This is a genomic window from Mesorhizobium sp. WSM4976 (genome assembly GCF_029625685.1).
Classification (GTDB): domain Bacteria; phylum Pseudomonadota; class Alphaproteobacteria; order Rhizobiales; family Rhizobiaceae; genus Mesorhizobium.
Genome location: NZ_JARTVT010000055.1, coordinates 1 through 17,996, shown reverse-complemented (window position 1 = coordinate 17,996; position 17,996 = coordinate 1). Strand labels below are relative to the sequence as shown.

The 17,996-nt window shown below is 59.8% G+C and carries 22 protein-coding genes and 1 pseudogene; 7 read left to right on the top strand and 16 right to left on the bottom strand.

Annotation, left to right across the window (positions count from 1 at the left end):
- Positions 1-706 precede the first annotated feature (706 nt).
- The 11 genes and pseudogenes from P9272_RS34755 to P9272_RS34705 form a co-directional block, all read right to left on the bottom strand.
- Positions 707-1,459 (bottom strand): NYN domain-containing protein, encoded by a 753-nt coding sequence (locus tag P9272_RS34755; protein WP_278164658.1) that lies wholly within the window; start codon positions 1,457-1,459, stop codon positions 707-709.
- A 196-nt stretch (positions 1,460-1,655) separates the two neighbouring features.
- Complete coding sequence (locus P9272_RS34750) at positions 1,656-1,811, bottom strand: hypothetical protein (protein WP_278164656.1); 156 nt, start codon at positions 1,809-1,811, stop codon at positions 1,656-1,658.
- A 100-nt stretch (positions 1,812-1,911) separates the two neighbouring features.
- A complete protein-coding gene (locus P9272_RS34745) occupies positions 1,912-2,166 on the bottom strand; it encodes a DUF982 domain-containing protein (RefSeq protein WP_278164655.1) in 255 nt (84 codons plus the stop codon).
- A 72-nt stretch (positions 2,167-2,238) separates the two neighbouring features.
- On the bottom strand, positions 2,239-2,514 hold the full coding sequence (locus tag P9272_RS34740) for a DUF1488 domain-containing protein (protein WP_278164653.1): 276 nt from the start codon (positions 2,512-2,514) through the stop codon (positions 2,239-2,241).
- An 8-nt stretch (positions 2,515-2,522) separates the two neighbouring features.
- Complete coding sequence (locus tag P9272_RS34735) at positions 2,523-2,831, bottom strand: hypothetical protein (protein WP_278164651.1); 309 nt, start codon at positions 2,829-2,831, stop codon at positions 2,523-2,525.
- Positions 2,828-3,070 (bottom strand): hypothetical protein, encoded by a 243-nt coding sequence (locus tag P9272_RS34730; RefSeq protein WP_278164649.1) that lies wholly within the window; start codon positions 3,068-3,070, stop codon positions 2,828-2,830. The genes P9272_RS34735 and P9272_RS34730 overlap by 4 nt, the downstream gene beginning before the upstream one ends.
- A 94-nt stretch (positions 3,071-3,164) precedes the next feature.
- Positions 3,165-3,524, bottom strand: coding sequence for a hypothetical protein (locus tag P9272_RS34725; protein ID WP_278164647.1), 360 nt, complete (start codon positions 3,522-3,524; stop codon positions 3,165-3,167).
- A complete protein-coding gene (locus P9272_RS34720) occupies positions 3,521-3,784 on the bottom strand; it encodes a hypothetical protein (RefSeq protein ID WP_278164660.1) in 264 nt (87 codons plus the stop codon). Before P9272_RS34720 ends, P9272_RS34725 begins: the two co-directional genes overlap by 4 nt.
- A 417-nt stretch (positions 3,785-4,201) precedes the next feature.
- Positions 4,202-5,011 carry a hypothetical protein gene (locus tag P9272_RS34715; protein ID WP_278164645.1) on the bottom strand — a complete coding sequence of 270 codons (810 nt, stop codon included), beginning with the start codon at positions 5,009-5,011 and terminating at the stop codon, positions 4,202-4,204.
- A gap of 202 nt (positions 5,012-5,213) precedes the next feature.
- Positions 5,214-5,342 (bottom strand): annotated as a pseudogene (locus tag P9272_RS34710) (transposase); the annotation flags it as partial.
- Positions 5,343-5,520: 178 nt separating this feature from the next.
- Positions 5,521-5,727, bottom strand: a complete 207-nt coding sequence (locus P9272_RS34705; protein ID WP_278164643.1) for a DUF2188 domain-containing protein — start codon at positions 5,725-5,727, stop codon at positions 5,521-5,523.
- Positions 5,728-6,168: 441 nt separating this feature from the next.
- Between P9272_RS34705 and P9272_RS34700 the strand changes: the two genes are divergently transcribed.
- Positions 6,169-6,573, top strand: a complete 405-nt coding sequence (locus P9272_RS34700; RefSeq protein ID WP_278164640.1) for a hypothetical protein — start codon at positions 6,169-6,171, stop codon at positions 6,571-6,573.
- Between the two features lie 375 nt (positions 6,574-6,948).
- Here the strand turns inward: P9272_RS34700 and P9272_RS34695 are convergent, their stop codons facing one another.
- The gene (locus P9272_RS34695) at positions 6,949-7,164 is read right to left on the bottom strand and encodes a hypothetical protein (protein WP_278164638.1); all 216 of its coding nucleotides are present in this window, start codon (positions 7,162-7,164) and stop codon (positions 6,949-6,951) included.
- Positions 7,165-7,365: 201 nt separating this feature from the next.
- Here P9272_RS34695 and P9272_RS34690 point away from each other — a divergent pair, with 201 nt between their 5' ends.
- Complete coding sequence (locus tag P9272_RS34690; protein WP_278164636.1) at positions 7,366-7,791, top strand: hypothetical protein; 426 nt, start codon at positions 7,366-7,368, stop codon at positions 7,789-7,791.
- Between the two features lie 800 nt (positions 7,792-8,591).
- Here the strand turns inward: P9272_RS34690 and P9272_RS34685 are convergent.
- From P9272_RS34685 to P9272_RS34670, 4 genes are all read right to left on the bottom strand, one after another.
- Positions 8,592-9,290, bottom strand: coding sequence for an ABC transporter ATP-binding protein (locus tag P9272_RS34685; protein WP_278164634.1), 699 nt, complete (start codon positions 9,288-9,290; stop codon positions 8,592-8,594).
- Positions 9,287-11,122 carry a branched-chain amino acid ABC transporter ATP-binding protein/permease gene (locus tag P9272_RS34680; RefSeq protein ID WP_278164632.1) on the bottom strand — a complete coding sequence of 612 codons (1,836 nt, stop codon included), beginning with the start codon at positions 11,120-11,122 and terminating at the stop codon, positions 9,287-9,289. Before P9272_RS34680 ends, P9272_RS34685 begins: the two co-directional genes overlap by 4 nt.
- An 11-nt stretch (positions 11,123-11,133) precedes the next feature.
- Positions 11,134-12,009 carry a branched-chain amino acid ABC transporter permease gene (locus P9272_RS34675; protein WP_278164630.1) on the bottom strand — a complete coding sequence of 292 codons (876 nt, stop codon included), beginning with the start codon at positions 12,007-12,009 and terminating at the stop codon, positions 11,134-11,136.
- A gap of 172 nt (positions 12,010-12,181) precedes the next feature.
- Positions 12,182-13,534 carry a substrate-binding protein gene (locus P9272_RS34670; RefSeq protein WP_278164628.1) on the bottom strand — a complete coding sequence of 451 codons (1,353 nt, stop codon included), beginning with the start codon at positions 13,532-13,534 and terminating at the stop codon, positions 12,182-12,184.
- A gap of 227 nt (positions 13,535-13,761) precedes the next feature.
- On the opposite strand from P9272_RS34670, the gene P9272_RS34665 reads away from it, so the two are divergent.
- From P9272_RS34665 to P9272_RS34645, 5 genes are all read left to right on the top strand, one after another.
- Complete coding sequence (locus P9272_RS34665; RefSeq protein ID WP_278164626.1) at positions 13,762-14,517, top strand: Crp/Fnr family transcriptional regulator; 756 nt, start codon at positions 13,762-13,764, stop codon at positions 14,515-14,517.
- Between the two features lie 647 nt (positions 14,518-15,164).
- Complete coding sequence (locus tag P9272_RS34660) at positions 15,165-15,590, top strand: hypothetical protein (protein WP_278164624.1); 426 nt, start codon at positions 15,165-15,167, stop codon at positions 15,588-15,590.
- Between the two features lie 64 nt (positions 15,591-15,654).
- Positions 15,655-15,900, top strand: coding sequence for a DUF982 domain-containing protein (locus P9272_RS34655; RefSeq protein WP_278164622.1), 246 nt, complete (start codon positions 15,655-15,657; stop codon positions 15,898-15,900).
- Positions 15,901-15,914: 14 nt separating this feature from the next.
- Entirely contained in the window at positions 15,915-16,478 is a 564-nt protein-coding gene (locus P9272_RS34650; RefSeq protein ID WP_278164620.1) for an SH3 domain-containing protein, read from the top strand.
- Positions 16,479-16,492: 14 nt separating this feature from the next.
- A complete protein-coding gene (locus P9272_RS34645) occupies positions 16,493-17,590 on the top strand; it encodes an FAD-dependent monooxygenase (protein WP_278164618.1) in 1,098 nt (365 codons plus the stop codon).
- The last annotated feature ends 406 nt before the right edge of the window (positions 17,591-17,996 follow it).

Sequence of the window (17,996 nt, the reverse complement as noted above, 5' to 3'; positions counted from 1 at the left end):
CCGCAATCCACCTCACACCGGCCGATCGCGGCAAAACCGGCCGAAACAGCCGCTAAAATGACCCTCGCATAAGCCGAACTCGCATCAACCAAACGAGAAACGGCCTCACCGCTCCGGTTTTTCCGCAGCCTGTTAGAGGAGCGGAACGTCGGCTACGAACTCGATCGCAGTCTACAATTACCTCGCTATCCATGTGGCAATGCCTTATGGACAGCAATGCAAAATCCCAAATTCATTCAGCCTGTGACTGTTCGGGTTGGCACCCAAGACCTCGAGACAGTCATCACCGACATCCACGAATGCTCGTCATTTCTGCTTCGGAAGTGGCCGGGCAAGCGTGGGCTGTCACATCGGGCCGCGCTTCAGGCTTGCCACGATGCAAGCGCCGAAAGGAAGCCGATATCAAGTGTTCGGCGGGCCTTCGCTCTGGCGGCTCGCGACGCTGGGATTCTGGTCGGGCAGTAAACGGACCTCGTGCCGCGGCGAGATTTTCGTGAGGCACGAGCCAAACCGGGCTCGGGCGGTCAACCCTCCGAGGTTGACATCGAGACGTTCATGGCCCGCGGACCTGGCTCACCCGAAGGCAAAGCCTTGATCGTCCTGCTCGACCAATTGCGCACCGAACAGGATCTTAAGGGCGTGGAAAAGCCAGGCGATCGATAGGTGGCCAAACGACAACGACGCCGGTATACGTGGCCTGCAGAGATCACGTCTTGCTCCTTCCCCCTCGTGCGGCCTCTGGTTTTATTCTGATGCGCAGCGTTCCGCCCTCGGGACGGTCGATTTCGAATGCATTCGTCTTGCGGACGAGATCGCTCAACTTGCGAAAGCCGAAGGTGCGGGGATCGAAATCGGAAGCCAGATTGGCAAGCCGTGTTCCGACCGCACCGAGCGGAACCCAGCCATCCTCGCTTTCCATCTGCGCGATGGTTTTGCGGATGATCGGCACGGCCGCGGAAGGCGGCTGCAATGGCTTCACTGTCGATACGGCTTCAGGCTCGTTTGCTGGCGCGGAAGCCAGCAGGTTCTCGGTATAGACGAATCGCCGGCATGCCTGGCGGAAACTCTCAGGCGTCTTCTGCTCGCCGAAGCCGAACACGTCGATGCCCTGCTCGCGAATGCGGGCCGCGAGCCGGGTAAAATCGCTGTCGGAGGAAACCAGACAGAAACCGTCGAACCGGCCGCTGTGCAGCAGATCCATCGCGTCGATGACGAGCGTGATGTCCGAGGCGTTCTTGCCCGTCGTGTAGGCGAACTGCTGTTGGGGTATGATTGCATGCTTCGAAAGGACGTCGGCCCACGCTTTCGAGCGCGAGCTGGAAAAATCGCCATAGATGCGACGCACGCTGGCCTCGCCAATCTTGGCAATCTCCTCGAACAGCCCATCGGCGATCTTGGCGGAGGCATTGTCGGCATCGATGAGAACGGCAAGGCGTGGCGAGCGCGGCTCGGATGGCATCAGGGTCTTTTCCTCAGCGCTGTTCATGCCACCTGAAGTTCTTGCTCTCAATGTCAATGATGTCGCCGCAGTTCGCGCATTCCATCTGGGTGTGAGTACGAATCCAACCGACGAGCGTCTTTGCCTGATGATGGCACCGGGGACATTCCACGTCGATTTCGAAACTGTCTGTCTCGCGCTGTGTCATCGCCATGCCTCAGCTTTCGTCATCAACAGGCTCTTGCGCTTCTTTCCGCTCGGTGGATGAAGGTTTCTCCTTCGCAGCTTTCCCCGCAAGCTTGGCTTCTTTCTTGGCCGCCTTGGCCTTGTCTCGTTGACTGCGCTCGTATCGATAGTTCGGCTTCATCGCCATTCGAACTTTCCCCATCTGGTGGATCCGTCAGGCCGAATGCCGGCTGGGGATCGCAATGCGACCAGCGCGTGGCTCCAAACCGCGCAGTCGCCCGCCAAGCTCAGTAAATCTCAACCGTGCGGTCGTAGCCGATTCCCGCCGCTTCAAGCGCGATGAGGAATGCGGCACTCGCGTCATCGGCAGCGCCATCTTCGGCGCAGCGTTTCATCGCGTCGGACCAAGCCAGGCTGTCGTTTCCTGGCCAATGGTCAAACAGGAAATCCGAGGCCTGTGGGACGAACTCAATCAGAGTGAAGCCGATCGGGCCGGCGATATAGACAACCACGGGAACCCGGAACTTTTTGCCAGCCATCATGCACCCTACGCCCGATTGCACGGAAAGACGAGCGCGGCGGATCGATTGTTCACCCGCTTTGATCGGATGCTGCTACCTGAAATCCGCGGCGGTCAAAGTGTAGGAGTCGCGGCGGTGGCGGGCATAAACCTTGCCTGCCACGTGGTGGATGGAGGTTCGCACGCCATCGAATGCAGAGAGATAGGCCGACTCCACGCTATCCTTGGCGCCCAGGACAATGCCGTTTTTGGCCAAAGCCTCGGCCTCGATGAAGAAACGGATTTGAAACATGCCGTCGTGACCAACGAAGTAGATGCCGTTGCGCTCCTGATCGAAGCTTCGGCTGGGGTTGGGAAATGCGAGCGTCATGACCGGTCTCATGGTTTCTCGGGCGCAGCGAGGAACCGCGCGGCGATCCTTTGCTTGCGGCGCTCGCTGCTGCAAAGGTTCAGGGACAGCATGTTTTTCGTCGCTTCCGAACGACTGAGCCCGATCATGGAGGAGCCGTTCACATGCACTGGAATGCCCGTGAAGACGTGATAGACGGTCCAGGAACGATCGGCTTCGACGCGGCGGCCATATTGATGGTCCCCAAAGCCATATACCTGCGCGCCGCCTGCGTTTTCCTCGCCGGGATGAGCCAAGGCGTCGCGAGCGACATCGGCGCGGGGGGCCTCGGCGTTCAAGATGTCGGCCCTTCGTCTGTGCCCGCCTGCGCGGCGATGATGCTGGAATAGATCGTCGCGCCCTCGGCGTCGGCGATGGCGACGGCATCCGGCCATTGGGGCATGTTCAGCGTCCTTGCCAGAAGCCGCGCGATCTCGATCGCCGCGTCAAGGTCGGCCGCGTCCACGGTCTCGCGGCCGACGACAGCGTGCGCGTCGTCGGCAACGCGCGTGCGATAGAATTCGATCACGACCTTCATAGGAGTTCGCCTCGCGCAAACATCCTGCCGTCAGCCCTTGCTCTTGCTTTGGGTGTGGGTTCCCCCGGAACCTTTGATTTGGCCGAACACACTCTCAGCCTTGACCGGAGTCTTTTCCTGCTTCGGCTTCCTGATTTCTCTGTTCGATCGCTTCTGTCCCTTGGCCATGTCCGAATGTCCTTTCGATGAGCATTGTGCCGCCGTCCGACGCCTCGTCGAACGGTTCCAGCCCGTCCTCCGTCACCACCCGTTCATGCGGTTCGGCGTCGCTGCGGATGCGGTATTGCGGTGAGTTTCCCCTCGGCGGCAGGGTACGGGTGACACGGTAGATTTCAGCGGTCTTCGGGCCAACGCCGGGACCGCCTTTGAGCCGGACCGCCTGTCCGATGTCAAAAAGACGCGTCGGGGCTCCGTGCTGGATTGGTCGTGCCTTGCGTTGCATGAGGGTGATCATGATTGCCTCCGGTCCTTATCGAGCGCGGCCTCGAGCGAGGCCGGTTCGATCGGCACCATTTGCTGCGTGGATCCCTTCGCGGAGATCGCCGGCAGGTGAATGAAAGTTGCCACGCGACGCCACGCTGTGCGGGAAGGCCCTTCGAGAGACTCTTCGTCGAGATCGACGCGATACTCTCCGGCTGGCTGCGGCGCATCGAGACCCGGCAGCGCGAACGCCGAGTTGAAGCGGACGACGGTCTGCGTGGTTCGAGTGGCCACTTGCGGCTTTCTGCGGAAACGCGCATGCGCCTTTCCGCTTTGATTGCAGCCGAACCGCTGAAACGATGTCCGGTGCTGCCAGTACATCCGTGGTCAGCACCGGTATCATTTCAGGGTTCGAACGGAGCGAGACGCCGCGCCGGGAGCGGCGCAATGCATGCACTGTCGAAAATTCGGAGGCGGATGGCGAGGCTTCACTATCACCTCGGCCAAATCAACGGATTTTATATATGCGCTCCAATTGCGCCGCGAACAAGACGGTGATGGCGCTTTATTTTTATTGGTTAAATAAATTTCGAACACCTGGCTCAAAAAAATCGGCGGAAAATTTCCCCATACAACGCGATATTTTGCATGCCTCGCAGTTGTTGAGGCAGATAATTTTTCCGACCTGGCGAATAATCTCGGTTCTCCTATCTATCGCGGGGCAAGCAGTCTATAAAAGGATATGCGCATCCGTTCCCCCGTAAGAAAGAAGTTGCCGTCGAAGCTTGGTAGCCGGACAGCCGCGCCAACCGCAAAGGCTGGCATTTTGAGCACATCCGAGGTCTCGTCCAAGCGCGAACTGCCTCGCGCTTTCGGCAAGCTTGGCACCAAGGCGCCGCTCGCTGTCGCGACGGGGCGCACTGGCGCGAATGGAATGGTGGGGACGTTCGTGGCGTCGGCGCTCCCTTCATATGGGCCGCTCGCCTTGAAAGTGTGCGTCACGCTCTGGATTGTCGCTGTGCTGGTCTCGGTTTTTGTCGTCACAAAAGCCTGACCCGGTCGGCATTCGTCGAGGCCGAAAACAAGAAGGATGCCAGCATGGCAAAGCGCTACGCGCTTCGGATGGACAAGCCGAACAGTTGCACCGTTATCGACATCTTCACCGGCCAGCCTGCCGAGTTTGAGAAAAAGATGATGATCGGCATCAAGACGCGTCGGGCGGAAAAGATCGCTGGCGAATTGAACATTCAGGACGCCAAGCGGCGGGAAGAGGCCGGCCGAGCGTCCTGATTGAGCGCATAGGCCGTTATCGCGGTTCAACGCTCCTCGCCTGATCATGTGGAGCGAATGTCGACTGTCTACTGCAGTCATTTCACTTGAAAGGACAAGATCCATGAGAACCATGAAAACACCGGATGCCCCGCCCGCCGTGATCGTGACGGTCGCCAAGTCATCCAAGAATACGTCGGCTCGGTTGAAGATCAGAGCCGACGAAGCGGCAAGGCGCAGGATCGCCGACACCGACGGCACTCTGAGGCGGGCACGTGAGCTCGCGGAACGCAATCGCCTTATTTGAACTCATAGTCATGTGCGATCGGCGCTGCCCAAGCGCAGATCCGTGTCGTTATCAAAGCTGTATCCAATTGCACGGCAAAGCCGGGAGAAGCTGGCGCGGCGGCGCTCAGCAGCCTCGCGCGCCAAGGCCGGCCTTGCGAGAGTCACCGGCAAGTAGGCCGTAATGCCGGATGCGATGGAAGCCGCACGGCAGGACATGAAGCAGGCAGCGGCGAATGAACTCGTCTGTGGCGAGCGTCATGACCTGCTGCCGGTCGGTGCCGTCGCGGCGATAATCCTGAGAAGATTTAATGATGGCCTTGAGGCAGCTCGTACTAGCCCGTACCTTTCCGCGCGGTCGCAAAGAGCTATTGTCGACCTCCAGCTGTGCCGTGTGTCACCCCTGAACACTATGGCCGTCCAAGGTGGCACTCACTCGCGACTTTGTTGTTAACTGGGAGCCCTTGAACGTCCGCTCATCCACCGGACCATTCGGTACGCCACTTGCCGTCTACCCCCTGAACGAGCACTTCAGCTTCCAAGCCGTGCAATGCAGTTTTGTTTGCAGCTTTGACCGCAGCCATGACTGCATCCGCATTGGATTTATAGGCGTATTCCTTGCCATCGTAGCCAATCTTCCAACCACGAGCGTCCTTGAAAACATAGTATCTCGCTCCTGCCATGCTGGCCCCGTCTTCAAAAGAATCAAAAGTGGGAGGGATGACCGAAGTCGCAGCACCATCATGGAACTGCCTTGAAATAAGGTCCCCGGACAGCCCGCCCGTTAGCAAGGGTTAAGCGGGCTGCCCTCGCCGCATCAGGCTCGGACACTGTGTACCCTTAGCCCGCTGAAAGCTAGTCGCATTACTTGCCGAATGATCGTCTCACAGATTACGGCCAGGGGACTTCGTTGCCTCTTCGCACGACCTTTGAAGGCTCCGCGCGCGGTCGAATGTTGCCCTGTCGGCGTCGGTGATCACCATGGACTCGCGCGGGTCCATTGCCGGAGTTGAAGCCGGTGGCTGGAAGATGGTTCAGGGCATGCCGGTCATGGAGCGGTCTCCCGGATCGGTGCCAATGCGTCCGGCGGTCCGCGCGGCTGCTTCCACCGTTCGAATACCTCGATGGCGAACGCCCGTCCGCCGCAGCAGGGGCATGCCGGCCGGAAGTCCTCCGGTTCGCCTTGTGTGTTCTCATCGGGGTCGCCGCCGCAAGATGAATTGGGTTGCGCGATGCTTGCAGCGCCTGGCGTTACCCGCAGCAATCCTGCGCTTGCCGGTGCCAAGGATGAGGCGTTCATGCCCGAGCCCGGAACGGCGAGGAAATGTCTAGGTCCTGCCGGCGTTCTCTCTCGCGGTCTTGATGAGCTGATTGATTTGCTTTCGGAGGGCAAGCCCCTCCAACTGCCAGATATCGTACCCTTCGCTTTTCAGCTTTGCCCGCACCTCGCCGAAATTGGCATAGGCCCCAGACTTGGCGAGATCAAATGCCCGTTCAAGGGTCGTTTTCCGATGATCCATGGGACTTAGCATTAGGCGTTTCGGAGTCCGGGATCAAACGCATAGGCGTCCCGGCCCCTTGTACCGCCGCTAGGACAGGACGTCCGGCCGTTGATCATCAGAACAGATGGCGACACCAATCACGGGTCATGAAATCTTTGCATCATGAAGAGCACAGCGCCGAAGTGGGTTGGCATCTATCGATGCCCGGGGGTCCCGCCATTCATCTGTGTGATCGAGGGGCCGAAGGGCGGTTACATTTCGCGGGACGAATACATCGCTTCGGGTTTCCAGCCTGACGTCGACGCGCTGCCTTGGGAATCGGAATATAGGGCATCCAGGAAACCTTAGACCATAATCCTGCGCTGTAGCTGAAACTGCGCCCGTCGTGCTCCTGTCGCTTGTTCAGCCAAAGTAACGTTGGTTCTCTCGCGACCAGGCCTCCATGGTATCAATGAGGTCGAACTCATCCACCATCCCGCTCTGGAAGAGATAGACCAGCTTGGTGGCGACGTTCTGCGCATCGTCCGAGTCCAGTTGATGCCCCGCTTTTTTGCAGACATGATGAAGCACGCGGGTGAGCATTTCGAGGTCTGACGATTCTAGGATTTGGGTGTGCATCTCAGCGCCTCCTGGTTGGACGAGAGTGCTATTCGCTCCCAGCGTCCGTACGCCATAACAGACCGGACGACCCGTTGACCATAAGTGTTCCGGCAGTGCTCGCAATCACATTTGAGGTAACGGCAAAGCGGCGCCACGAGGAACATTTCTTAGGGTGCAAAGTTGGCTGAGAGACTGAAGCGAATCTCAGAGCGTCTACCCATGCCGTTGTTCTTTTTCGACATTCACGATGGAAATGAGCTCACGAGGGATGACGCTGGCCTTGAATGCTCATCGCTGCAAGATCTGAGCAGCAAGGCAGTCGATGTATTGCCGGACATCGCCCGAGAGGAATTGCCCAATGGCCCGCGAAGGACCTTCCTGGTCAAGGTCCGCAACGAAGCCGGGCGGTATGTCTTCCGGGCCTCGCTGACACTCGCCTCTTCCTGGATGGTGGATGACGTGGACGGTGAGCACCAGCCCGGCGAAGACCGCTGGGAGGCTGCACTTTCTCGCACCAAAACCCAAGTCGGCACACTACGCCGCGAGTTTTCCGAAGACGGGTTTGCATCGGAAATGGACGGGCTCGACAGCCTGTTTTCGGTGGCTGAGGGTGAGGTCGAGCGCCTCCGCCGGCAGAGCAAATAGGTTGTCCCGGCCCATAGCTAGCTGTTTAGGCGGTTAGCCGCGGTATCCTTTGGGGCCGACCGCTCCTGTTGGATCCGACGTCTGTCGATCGCAATTTGGAGCCGGATGACAGCGAGCAGGATGCTTATCGGAATGGGGTCGGTTGTGGCTGTTGGCCTCTGCATGCCGCCATAACAAATGTTAGTCGACGTTGTTCCACAGATCCCAATGGCATGGTTAATGACCGTCATGAGCCCGCCTTCATGGGTGTGCCCGAACACAGCATTTGCAGAGGACATCGATGCGGGCCGGTCCCCTCAGCGCCGTGGCTTCTTAACCTCGTTGCCACCGGTTTCCCTGCCTCTGGATTGGCAGCAGAAGGTTCAGTGGCGTTCCGAAGCTGAACGTCTCGTGCTGGTTTGATGGCAGCGAGCTCGTTGCGATTGCCCACTGGGGCTACCGCGGCGAGAAGTGGACCATGAAGCTGAAGCCGGCCGACTGGCAGCCGCTGCCCAAGATCTACAGGCGCGAGCGGGAACGCGAACGATCCGCAAATCATCAGACAGGCGGAGTGAGCCTAGACTCAGGACGACATGCGCTCGTTGGGATCGGTCGTCATCCCGATTGGTCATGCAGCCATCGACAAAGCTGGGCCTGCAACGCGGGTCAGCATGCATGCACCGGGCATGCTCGACCTGGTGATGCGCAACTTCCGATCCACCCTGCCCTGTGCCTTGAAGACACCAAGCGGAGCAGTATCCGATCGTTGGCTCTTGACCCCGGCTTGCCGGCTCCGCGGCGAAATCTCGAAGTGCCCCTAATCATATGCCGAGATACTGCTGGAGCAGTCCCGGCTGTGCCTTAAGCTCAGCCGCCGCCCCCTCATGGACGATATGGCCGTTGTTGATGATATAGACACGGCTCGCAAGTGCGAGGGTCGCAGCGAGGTTCTGTTCAACCAGCACGACCGTCTGCCCCGCTTGCGCGAGTTCTCGGCATGCGCGCACGAGATCGTGCACGATGACCGGGGCAAGTCCCTCGAAAGGTTCGTCGAGCAGAACAATCTTGGGGTTGCGCACCAGCGCGCGAGCTATGGCCAGCATCTGCTGTTCGCCGCCCGACAAGTCGGTGCCGCGACTGGTGCGGCGTTCCTTCAAACGCGGAAACATCGAGTAGATGCGTTCCAGCGACCACCGGTTGGTGGCGGTTAATCCGGCCAGAACAATATTCTCCTCGACATTCAGGCTGCCGAAGATACGCCGGTTCTCGTGCACGAGCTGCATGCCCTGGCGGGCGATACTGTGCGCCTTTCGGCCTGCCAGTTCGACCCCGTCGAGCTTGACCGAGCCAGAGCGCGGCGTCACCACGCCCATCAAGCTCTTCAGGGTCGTCGACTTTCCGGCGCCGTTACGCCCGAGCAGAGCCACGACCTCGTTCTTCTCGACCCTCAATGCGACATCGAACAGGATATGGCTGTCACCATAGTAGCTGTTGAGGCCGCTGACCTCGAGCAGGCTCATGCCATCTCTCCGTGCACACCACCGAGATAAGCTTCCTGGACCTGCGCATTGGTCTTGATCTCGCCGGGTGTCCCTTCGACCAGCACCCGGCCCTCCTGCAGGACAGTCACCTTGCCTACCAGCTCGAACAGTGAATCCATGTCGTGGTCGATGATGATCATCGTGCGCCCGCGCGCGATCGACCGGAGCAGCTTCACCGTCTCGGCGCGCTCGCGCGGGCTCATTCCCGCAAGCGGCTCGTCGAGCAGAAGCAGGCTCGGCGAGGTCGCCAGCGCCAACCCGATTTCCAGCCGACGCTTCTCGCCATAGGCCAGTTCCGAGACGGGGCGGTCCAGCCGTGCGGTTAGCTCCACCAGCGCCGCCGTGCGCTCCACCTGCTCGTCGAGACCGGGAACGGCACGCAGGGTCTTGAACAGATCGAGCCTGAACTTGCCGCGAGCCTCCCCCAAGGCGGCGATCGTCAGGTTACGCCTGACCGTCAGGCCGTCAAACAGCTGGTTGATCTGATAGCTCTTGGTCAAGCCCAGCTGACACACATCGCAGACACCCATGCCGGTGACGTCGCGGCCGTCGAATACGATCCGGCCGGAGGTCGGCGGGATCTCGCAGGTCAGCATCTTGAAGAAGGTGGTCTTGCCCGCGCCGTTCGGCCCGATGATGCCTCGTATTTCGCCATGGTCGACCGAGAAGTCGATGTCGCTGTTGGCGACGATGCCGCCGTATCGTTTGGTCAGACCACGCGCCTGCAGGATCCACCCTGGCGTCCGCGTGCCGCCGCGGTGGCGCGGGGCCATTGGCTCCATGGCGACGGGGTCGAAGCTGGGTCTCTCTACAGCGCTTCCGGTTGCTTCGATGCTATTGCGGTCGGTCGCCAACCCATAAAGATCGACGATCGCGCCGACGATGCCACGCTGCAGGAAGCACACGAGCAGCACGAAAACGATGCCGAGAACCAACTTCCACGTGGCACCGAGATGCAAGGTATTTTGAAAAAAGTCGCCGAGGTAGAGCCATACCGTCGCACCCAGCAGCGGCCCAAACAATGTGCCGGCCCCGCCAATCGCCGTCTGCATGACGACTTGGCCGGACGTGTCGAACATGAAGGCCTCCGGCGGCATGAAGCCCTGCATGACGCCAAGAAGGCCCCCGGCAAAACCGGCATAGACCGCGGCCACCACGAATGCCGTAAGCTTGTAGGCATGGATGTCGTGTCCGAGCGCCGCCGCGCGGAGCGGGTTATCGCGGATCGCCGACAAAATTGCGCCGACGGGCGAGCGCACGATGCGCAACCCAATGGCAATCCCGACAAAGTACCAGAAAGCCAGAAAGGCATACATCTTCCAGTCGGTGTTGAACTCGAAAACCGTGAAGCCGAGGTTGAAAGCCGGTGTCGGCACCCCGGGCAAGCCGTTCTCGCCGCCCGTAAATGCCGACAGTGGATTGAACTCGACGAAGAAGAAGACCTCCGCGATCGCGACCGTGATCATGGCGAAATAGATGCCGGTGCGTCGCAATGCGATCAGGCCGATCGCATAGCCGACCACGCCCGCCACCACCGCGCCGAGCACGATGGCGGCCATCACATAGGAGAACCCGGTCTGGGTAACCAGGTAGGCAGCGAACATGCCGCCGGTGCCGTAGAAGGCCGACTGGCCGAACGACAGCAGCCCGGTGTAGCCGAACAGGATGTCGAACCCGATGCCGAACAGACCCCAAATCAGAATCCGGTTGATGGTGCTTGGCGAGAAGCCGAGATAGGGCAGCACGAACGGCGCAAGTACCAGCGCCAGTGCGGTGATCAGCTCCACCACGTAGGGGCGTTTGATGTGCATGAAAGACGCCCTTATTCGCGACCGGCCTGGCCAAGCAGGCCGTGCGGACGCAGCACCAATACAAGCGTCATGGCCACGAACAGCATGATGTAGGAGTAGCCCGGGTTGAACATCGAGGTGATCGATACGATCTCGCCGGCGATAAGCCCGCCGATGATCGCGCCGGGGAAGGAACCGACGCCGCCGATGACAACCACCACAAAGGTCTGGACGAGGATCGCTTCGCCGACATCAGGGGCAACCGATACGACCGGCGCGTTGACAATGCCCGCGAACCCTGCCGCCATGGCTCCTATGCCGAAGACCAGCATAAAGATCCTGTAGACGTCGATGCCCAGCGAATCGACCATGACTGGGTCTTCGATGCCGGCGCGCACGATCATGCCGATGCGTGTGCGGTAGAGGATGAAGTAGAGCACAAACAGCGCCACCGCGACTATGCCAAGCAGCGCCAGCCGATAGGTCGGGTAGATCATGAAGCCGAGATTGGTGATGCCGACCAGCGGTCCCGGAGGGGGTACAGTTTGCGACATGCTGCCGAAGAAAAAGCGCACCGCCTCGACGAAGACGATACCGAGGCCGAAGGTGACGAGAAGCTGGTCTTCATGCGGGCGCGTGTAAAAATGCCGGATGATGAGCCGCTCCATCACCACGCCGACCGCCATGACGAAGAGCGAGCCGGCGACCACCGCCGCAAGGTAGGATCCGGTGTAGGAGTATGCCAGCCAGCCGGCATACCCGCCGAGCATGAACATCGCCCCGTGCGCCAGGTTCAGTACGCCCAGTGTCCCGTAAATGATCGTGAGGCCCGATGAGATCAGCGCCAGCAACGCGCCGAGTACAAGCCCGTTGAAACACTGCGAGATGAAGTTCGCCCAATTGATCACTCTGCCGCCCGCGTAGGGTTTGAGATAAATCCGTAATGCCCGTTACCATCATGGCAGGTGAGCCAGCGCAATTTCGCGGCCGGTCGCCATGGGTGTCAAGCCTCACCCTCGGGCGTTTCGATCGCTGCGAAAAAGCCTCTCCGCCTCGTGGAGGAGAAGGCGCGCGTCGCGATCAGGTGTAATCGCCGAGCTGGCAGCCGAAGGCGTCGGGCTTCTGCATCAGGCCTTCGCCCGGGACGACTTCCAGCACCTCCCAGAAGTCTTCGTCGTTCTTCATATCCTTTTTGGCTTTGCCGCGAACGATGACGACAGGACGGATGCACTGATGATCTTCGGGCCGATAATGGACGTCCCCCAGAAGCGACGGGATGGTCTCGCCCTTTTCGTATTGCTTGATGACATCCGGCGGGTAGAAACTGCCGGCTTCGGAAACCATGCGTGCCCAGTGGGCAAAGCTGACATAGCTGTTCTCGGCGCCCCATTCCGGCCGATAGCCATATTTGGTCTGGAATGCCTCGACGAACTGCTTGGCAAGCGGGTACTGGTCCTCCTGCGTCCACCAAAAGTCAGTAGCCGCAAAGATTCCCTCGGTAATGTCCGCTCCCACCTCCTTGGCCAGGAACGGGATCTGATAAGGAATGACGAGCTTCATCTTGGGCAGGAGGCCGAACTGCTTCGCCTGCTGCGACGACAGCACGGCATCGCGACCCCAGTTCACATTTATGAGGAACTCGGCCCCGGAATTGGCAATGTTGGTGAGGTACTGGCTGAAGTCCTGGGTGCCAAGCGGGGAAACCTGGTTGGTTACCATCTCCCAGCCGCCATTGGCCGTCAGGTAGTCGTTGACCGACTTTGTGACAGTATGGCCGTAGGTGTAGTCGGGCGTCATGAACGCCGCCTTCTTGTTCTTGCCAAACTGCTTCAAAAGCACTGGGCCGATCGCGGCCGCCGCGGTCTGACCAAAGAAATTCTGGCGGAAGCCATAGCGCACGCAGTCCTTGCCCGTCGTATCGTTCGAGCCGGAAATCCCTGCGAGGTACAGGACCTTCTCGCGCTGGGCGAACTTGTTGAGCGCAACAGCGACGGCCGATGAGGTCGAACCAGTCATCAGAATGATCTTGTTCTGGTTGATGAAATTCTGCTCGACCTCAACGGCCTGGTTCGGTTTGGCCGCGCTGTCGGCGGACAACAGCTCCACTTTCTTGCCGAGCAGCCCCTTGTCGACCTTTGGCGCCAGCGCCTTCATCAACTCGTGACCGCCGTTGATATGCTCGACCGCAAGCTGCCAGCCCTTGAGCTCATCGGCTCCCTGCAGCGCATATGTGCCCGTGAGAGGCACCGCGGCACCGACATAAACGGTATCGCCCTGCGATCCGGCCGGCCAGGTTCCGATCGCCGGCTTGTCGGCCGCGAAGGCTGCAAGGCCGGACCAGGGCAACATGGCGCCTCCCAGCAGACCCGCGCCAGCTTGCAGAATGGTGCGGCGGGATAAATTGGCGGCTTTTTGATCGTCGAGCAGTGTCAATCGTTCCTCCTTGGCTGGAGCTGTCTGATGGCTCTCGTTCTTACCCCGGATTCGATGCCGGTTTTTTCTCCCCGAAGCGGCAGAAGAACCGCCTGTTTGAATGGGCATTCGCAGCGGCCTAGGCGGGCTAGTCAATACAACTTTCGTTCGATGATCTTATTGATTAATCTGGATTAATAACCCTGCGAAAGTTTCGCCGCAGACACTCGAACTCTGGATGAACTGGCATGCCGCTGACCGGCCACCCAATCGTGACAAGACTGACAGGTGCAATGAAGTTGAATGCAGCCGACATTGGACGCCTTGCCGCTATCTTCGAGCGCGATCTTTCCTTTCGAAAGCGTGAGGAGCTCGTCGTCCAAGGATCGGAGTTCCGAAACTTGTGTTTCGTCAAGGACGGGTACGCGATCCGCTACCGTTTGCTTCGCAGCGGCAAGCGGCAGATCCTGAAGCTCATCTTGCCGGGCGACGTCATCGGGTTCCCCGTCAGCTTCTTCGATCGATCCAGCTACGCCGTCGTTGCCGTAAGCGATCTGACATACGCTGCCTGCTCATTCGATTCATACGTTCGTCTCTGTTACGAGCAGCCGCAGTTCGGTCTGGTTCTAAGTTGGCTCGCTGCCCAGGAAGCAGCGACTTACGCGGAACATATCGTCAATCTGGGACGACGCACGCCGGTTGAAAGACTGGCGCATCTGTTGCTTGAGATCCACGGACGCCTGCTCGAGGTCGGACTGGCGGACGAGGCGCGTTTCGACCTGCCATTTTCGCAAGAAGTCATGGCTGATGCGCTGGGTTTGAGCGTGCCCCACCTCAATCGCGTCATTCAGCAACTGCGCGCAGATCGGCTTATCACCAGCGCCTCGCGCCTGATCGATTTGACTGATATTTCGGGTCTGCGCAGACTGGCTCAGTACGAGCCGATGGCTCTCGCCACGATCCCGGTCCTCAGGATCGACGACATTGGTAATGGGAGCGAATGACCGTGTCTTGCGCCCTTTTCGGCGCTCCAGAGAGCCGATCCGGCTGAGCTTCTCCAAATTGAGATTGATGAACTCGCCCGGCAGGTCGCGCTCTTAACGCGCACCGGCTCGGCCGCTTCCAACTTCGACACCTCGGCGTTTCAAAAGCTCACAATCCCAGCCATCGGCAGTCGCCAACAGTCTCCGGTCGCGCTCCGGGCGCTGGTTTGATCACCCAGTTATGCCGAGCCGTATTTCTCGATGCCGTGCCCGGCGCGACCTGGTCAGCACCGCGCGATTGCGACCACGCCTACAGGCGACTTCATTTGCTGGCGACCTGCGGGAATAGTTTCTGGTCGGGCTCGGTATATGAGGCAGTGAGGTGAAGTTTGTCCGCGCCCGCCCTTCTGGAAAATTTGCCGGCTCTCAAGCTCAGCGTCTGTGGCGCTGCGATGCGAGGGAGGGGTGCTGGCCTCGGAGGGTCTGCTCCGAAACACTCTCACCCGATAATTTTGCCAGCCGGCCCCGGCATTCCCCTGCCCCGTCTGTCAAACTGGGTCGTTGCTGCAGAACTGCCCTCGTGTCGGTCGATTGGCCGGCGCACGGCCCTTGCCGACCAGAGCGGCGGAAATCACCCTGAAACAAAGGCGTCTCAAAGGGAGGAACCTATGGCGACCGATCAAACACTTTCGCAACGCTTCGACACTTACCAGCCGTCCAAGACACTTTGGTTTTGGTCGGTCGTGGGCGCTGCCATTCTGACGATGATCATCGGCTTCACGGCCGGTGGCTGGACGACGGCGGGAACGGCGGCGGAGATGGCGAAGACGTCCGCCATAAAGGCCAAAGCTGAACTGGCGGCCAATTTGTGTGTCGAAAAATTCATCACAGCGTCCAACGCCAGCGACAACCTCGCCAAGCTGAAGGGAACGTCCTCCTATCAGCGAGACTCCTTCATCAGCGATGGCGGGTGGGTGAAACTTGACGGCATAAAGAAGGACGTGCCGGGTGCCGCGGATTTGTGTGCGGATAAATTGGCGGCGATGGACACAATCCCGACGAAGAACGTAGCCGAAGAAAACACCAAGAGCTGAGGTTGTGATTTCGCCCGGTGCGCGAGTGTTCGCCGGGCGCTACCCCGCGACGGAAGGCATAGCGATGTATGAAGCTTGGTTTTCAAGGCCAGTGCCGGTGGCCACCGGCATATTTGGCGAGATCAACAACCTTTCCAACGCCAATCAGGCGATCGACGTCCTTACCAAGCAGTGGCGTCACGCGAGAAGCCCAAAGCATCTGGCAGCGCTCAGAGCCTGCCGCCAGGCTATGAACGGTGGTATCGCGGCTGACGTCGCCAGGGAAGCCCTGGTCGACGCGGCCCGAGAGGCGCACATGCTCGTCGAGTAAGCCGGCCCGCTGTCATGTTGAAACGTTGGGCGCCGTTCGCCTCTTTGCCTGTCCCACGGCAGTCCAAATGTCGGGTGTGGCCCGGCCTTATACAGGCTGCACTCGTTCTTGCATTGGTCGCAGCACCCGCTACGCCCACGGGTCTCAGAGCAGAAGCTGGGCCCCTTCCTCTTCCTCGCTTTGCCTCGTTGAAGGCTTCATCCGCCAATCTGCGCGTCGGACCGGGCCTTGGCTATAGCATCCAATGGGTCTTCAAAAGGCGTGGCATCCCCTTGGAGATCTATCAGGAGTACGGCAATTGGCGCCGGGTGAGAGATTGGGATGGGAGCACTGGCTGGATCTATCATTCGCTCCTGTCGGGGCGAAGAACCGGCATCGTCGCCCCCTGGTCAAAGGATCACCTTGCTTTGTACGCCAAGCCGGCAACGGAGAGTCCCATCGCTGCCTGGCTTGAGCCGTGCGTTGAAGTCAAGCTGACCCGGTGTGACGGGCGGTGGTGCGCGGTGGCATCCGGTCCGTCAACGGGGTTCATGAAGCAAGTCGGGCTGTGGGGCGTCTATCCGGGTGAAGTCCTCTAGATTGGTGGCTCTGAATGGCCGACCGAACGGTTTTGATTTCCGGCGGAGGGATTGCGGGACCGGCACTCGCCTTTTGGCTCGCAGCCGCCGGCTTCCGGCCGACGCTGGTCGAACAGGCGAGCCAATTGCGGACCGGCGGCTACGTCATTGATTTTTGGGGTCTCGGCTATTGGATCGCCGAGCGGATGGGCCTTGAGGCAGACATCAATCGCCTAGGGTATCACGTGCGCGAAATGCGCATCGTGAACGATCGCGGCAACCGTGTCGCCGGCTTCGGCACAGATATCTTTAGCGATCTGACAAACGGACGCTATGTGACGCTCGCGCGCAGCGACCTCTCGCGACTGCTTTTCGAAAAGGCCAAGGGCAGAACCGAAGTCATTTTCGGCAATGAGATTGTCGGGCTCGAAGAAAAAGGAGACGGTGTTCTGGTTCGATTGAAAGACCGGAGCGAGCGCGAATTTGATCTGGTAATCGGCGCGGACGGCTTGCATTCAGGCGTCCGGCGGCTGGCGTTCGGGCCACGACGGGAGTTCGAGAAGAAACTCGGCTATGCAGTCGCCGCCTTCGAGGTCGACGGCTACCGGCCGCGCGACGAGGACGTGTATTTGATGTACGGGCGGCCGGGGCGAATGGTCGGCCGTTTCACACTTCACAACAATCGCACGCTTTTCCTGTTCGTCTTCACCGTTGACGACATTCCTTTACCAACGGCGTTAGGCCCACAAAAGGAAATGCTGCGCAACAGGTACGCCGATGGCGGATGGGAATGCCCTCGCATCCTGCAGGATTTGGATCGCACGGAGGTCCTTTATTTCGACAGCGTCAGCCAGATCAGGATGAACAGCTGGTCACAAGGTCGCGTGGCCCTTTGCGGCGACGCCGCGTTTTGCGTTTCACTGCTGGCGGGACAGGGTTCTGCCTTGGCGATGATTTCCGCCTATGTGCTGGCAGGCGAACTTCTGGAAGCCGACGGCCGGCATCAAGAAGGCTTCCTCAGATACGAGGCGTTCCTGCGCGAATACATCTACACAAAGCAGCAAGGTGCAAACGATTTGCCGCTGCCTTGGCACCCAGGACACAACTCGGTCTGCTCACCCGCAACTTGGTGACGAAGGCATTCGCCGTGCCCGGCTTGGCGCGGCTGGCGATCGGAAAGGAAATTACCGACGAAATACAGTTGCCCGACTATCGATGGCCGTCCCTGAAGACCTGACGATCACGACCCATAATGCAACGTCTCAAGAGCTGCCTTCACTTGCTCCACAAATCCGCTCTCGTGGCGGATCAAACGAACACGTCAGCCACGATGAGGATAATTTCGATCCACGCCGCGGCCCAACATACCGGTCGCACGCCGGGAGGAGCGAAGGCGTATGCGGGGACGTAAACAACCCGCACGATAACAAACAGCCAGGCTCCAAGGGCTGAGGGACCTAGCCGCATGAGACTTCCTGTGTCAACCTGTTGTGAGCAAGGCGTTTGCGGCGGGGTGTTTTTGGGGATCGTAAGGGGTGC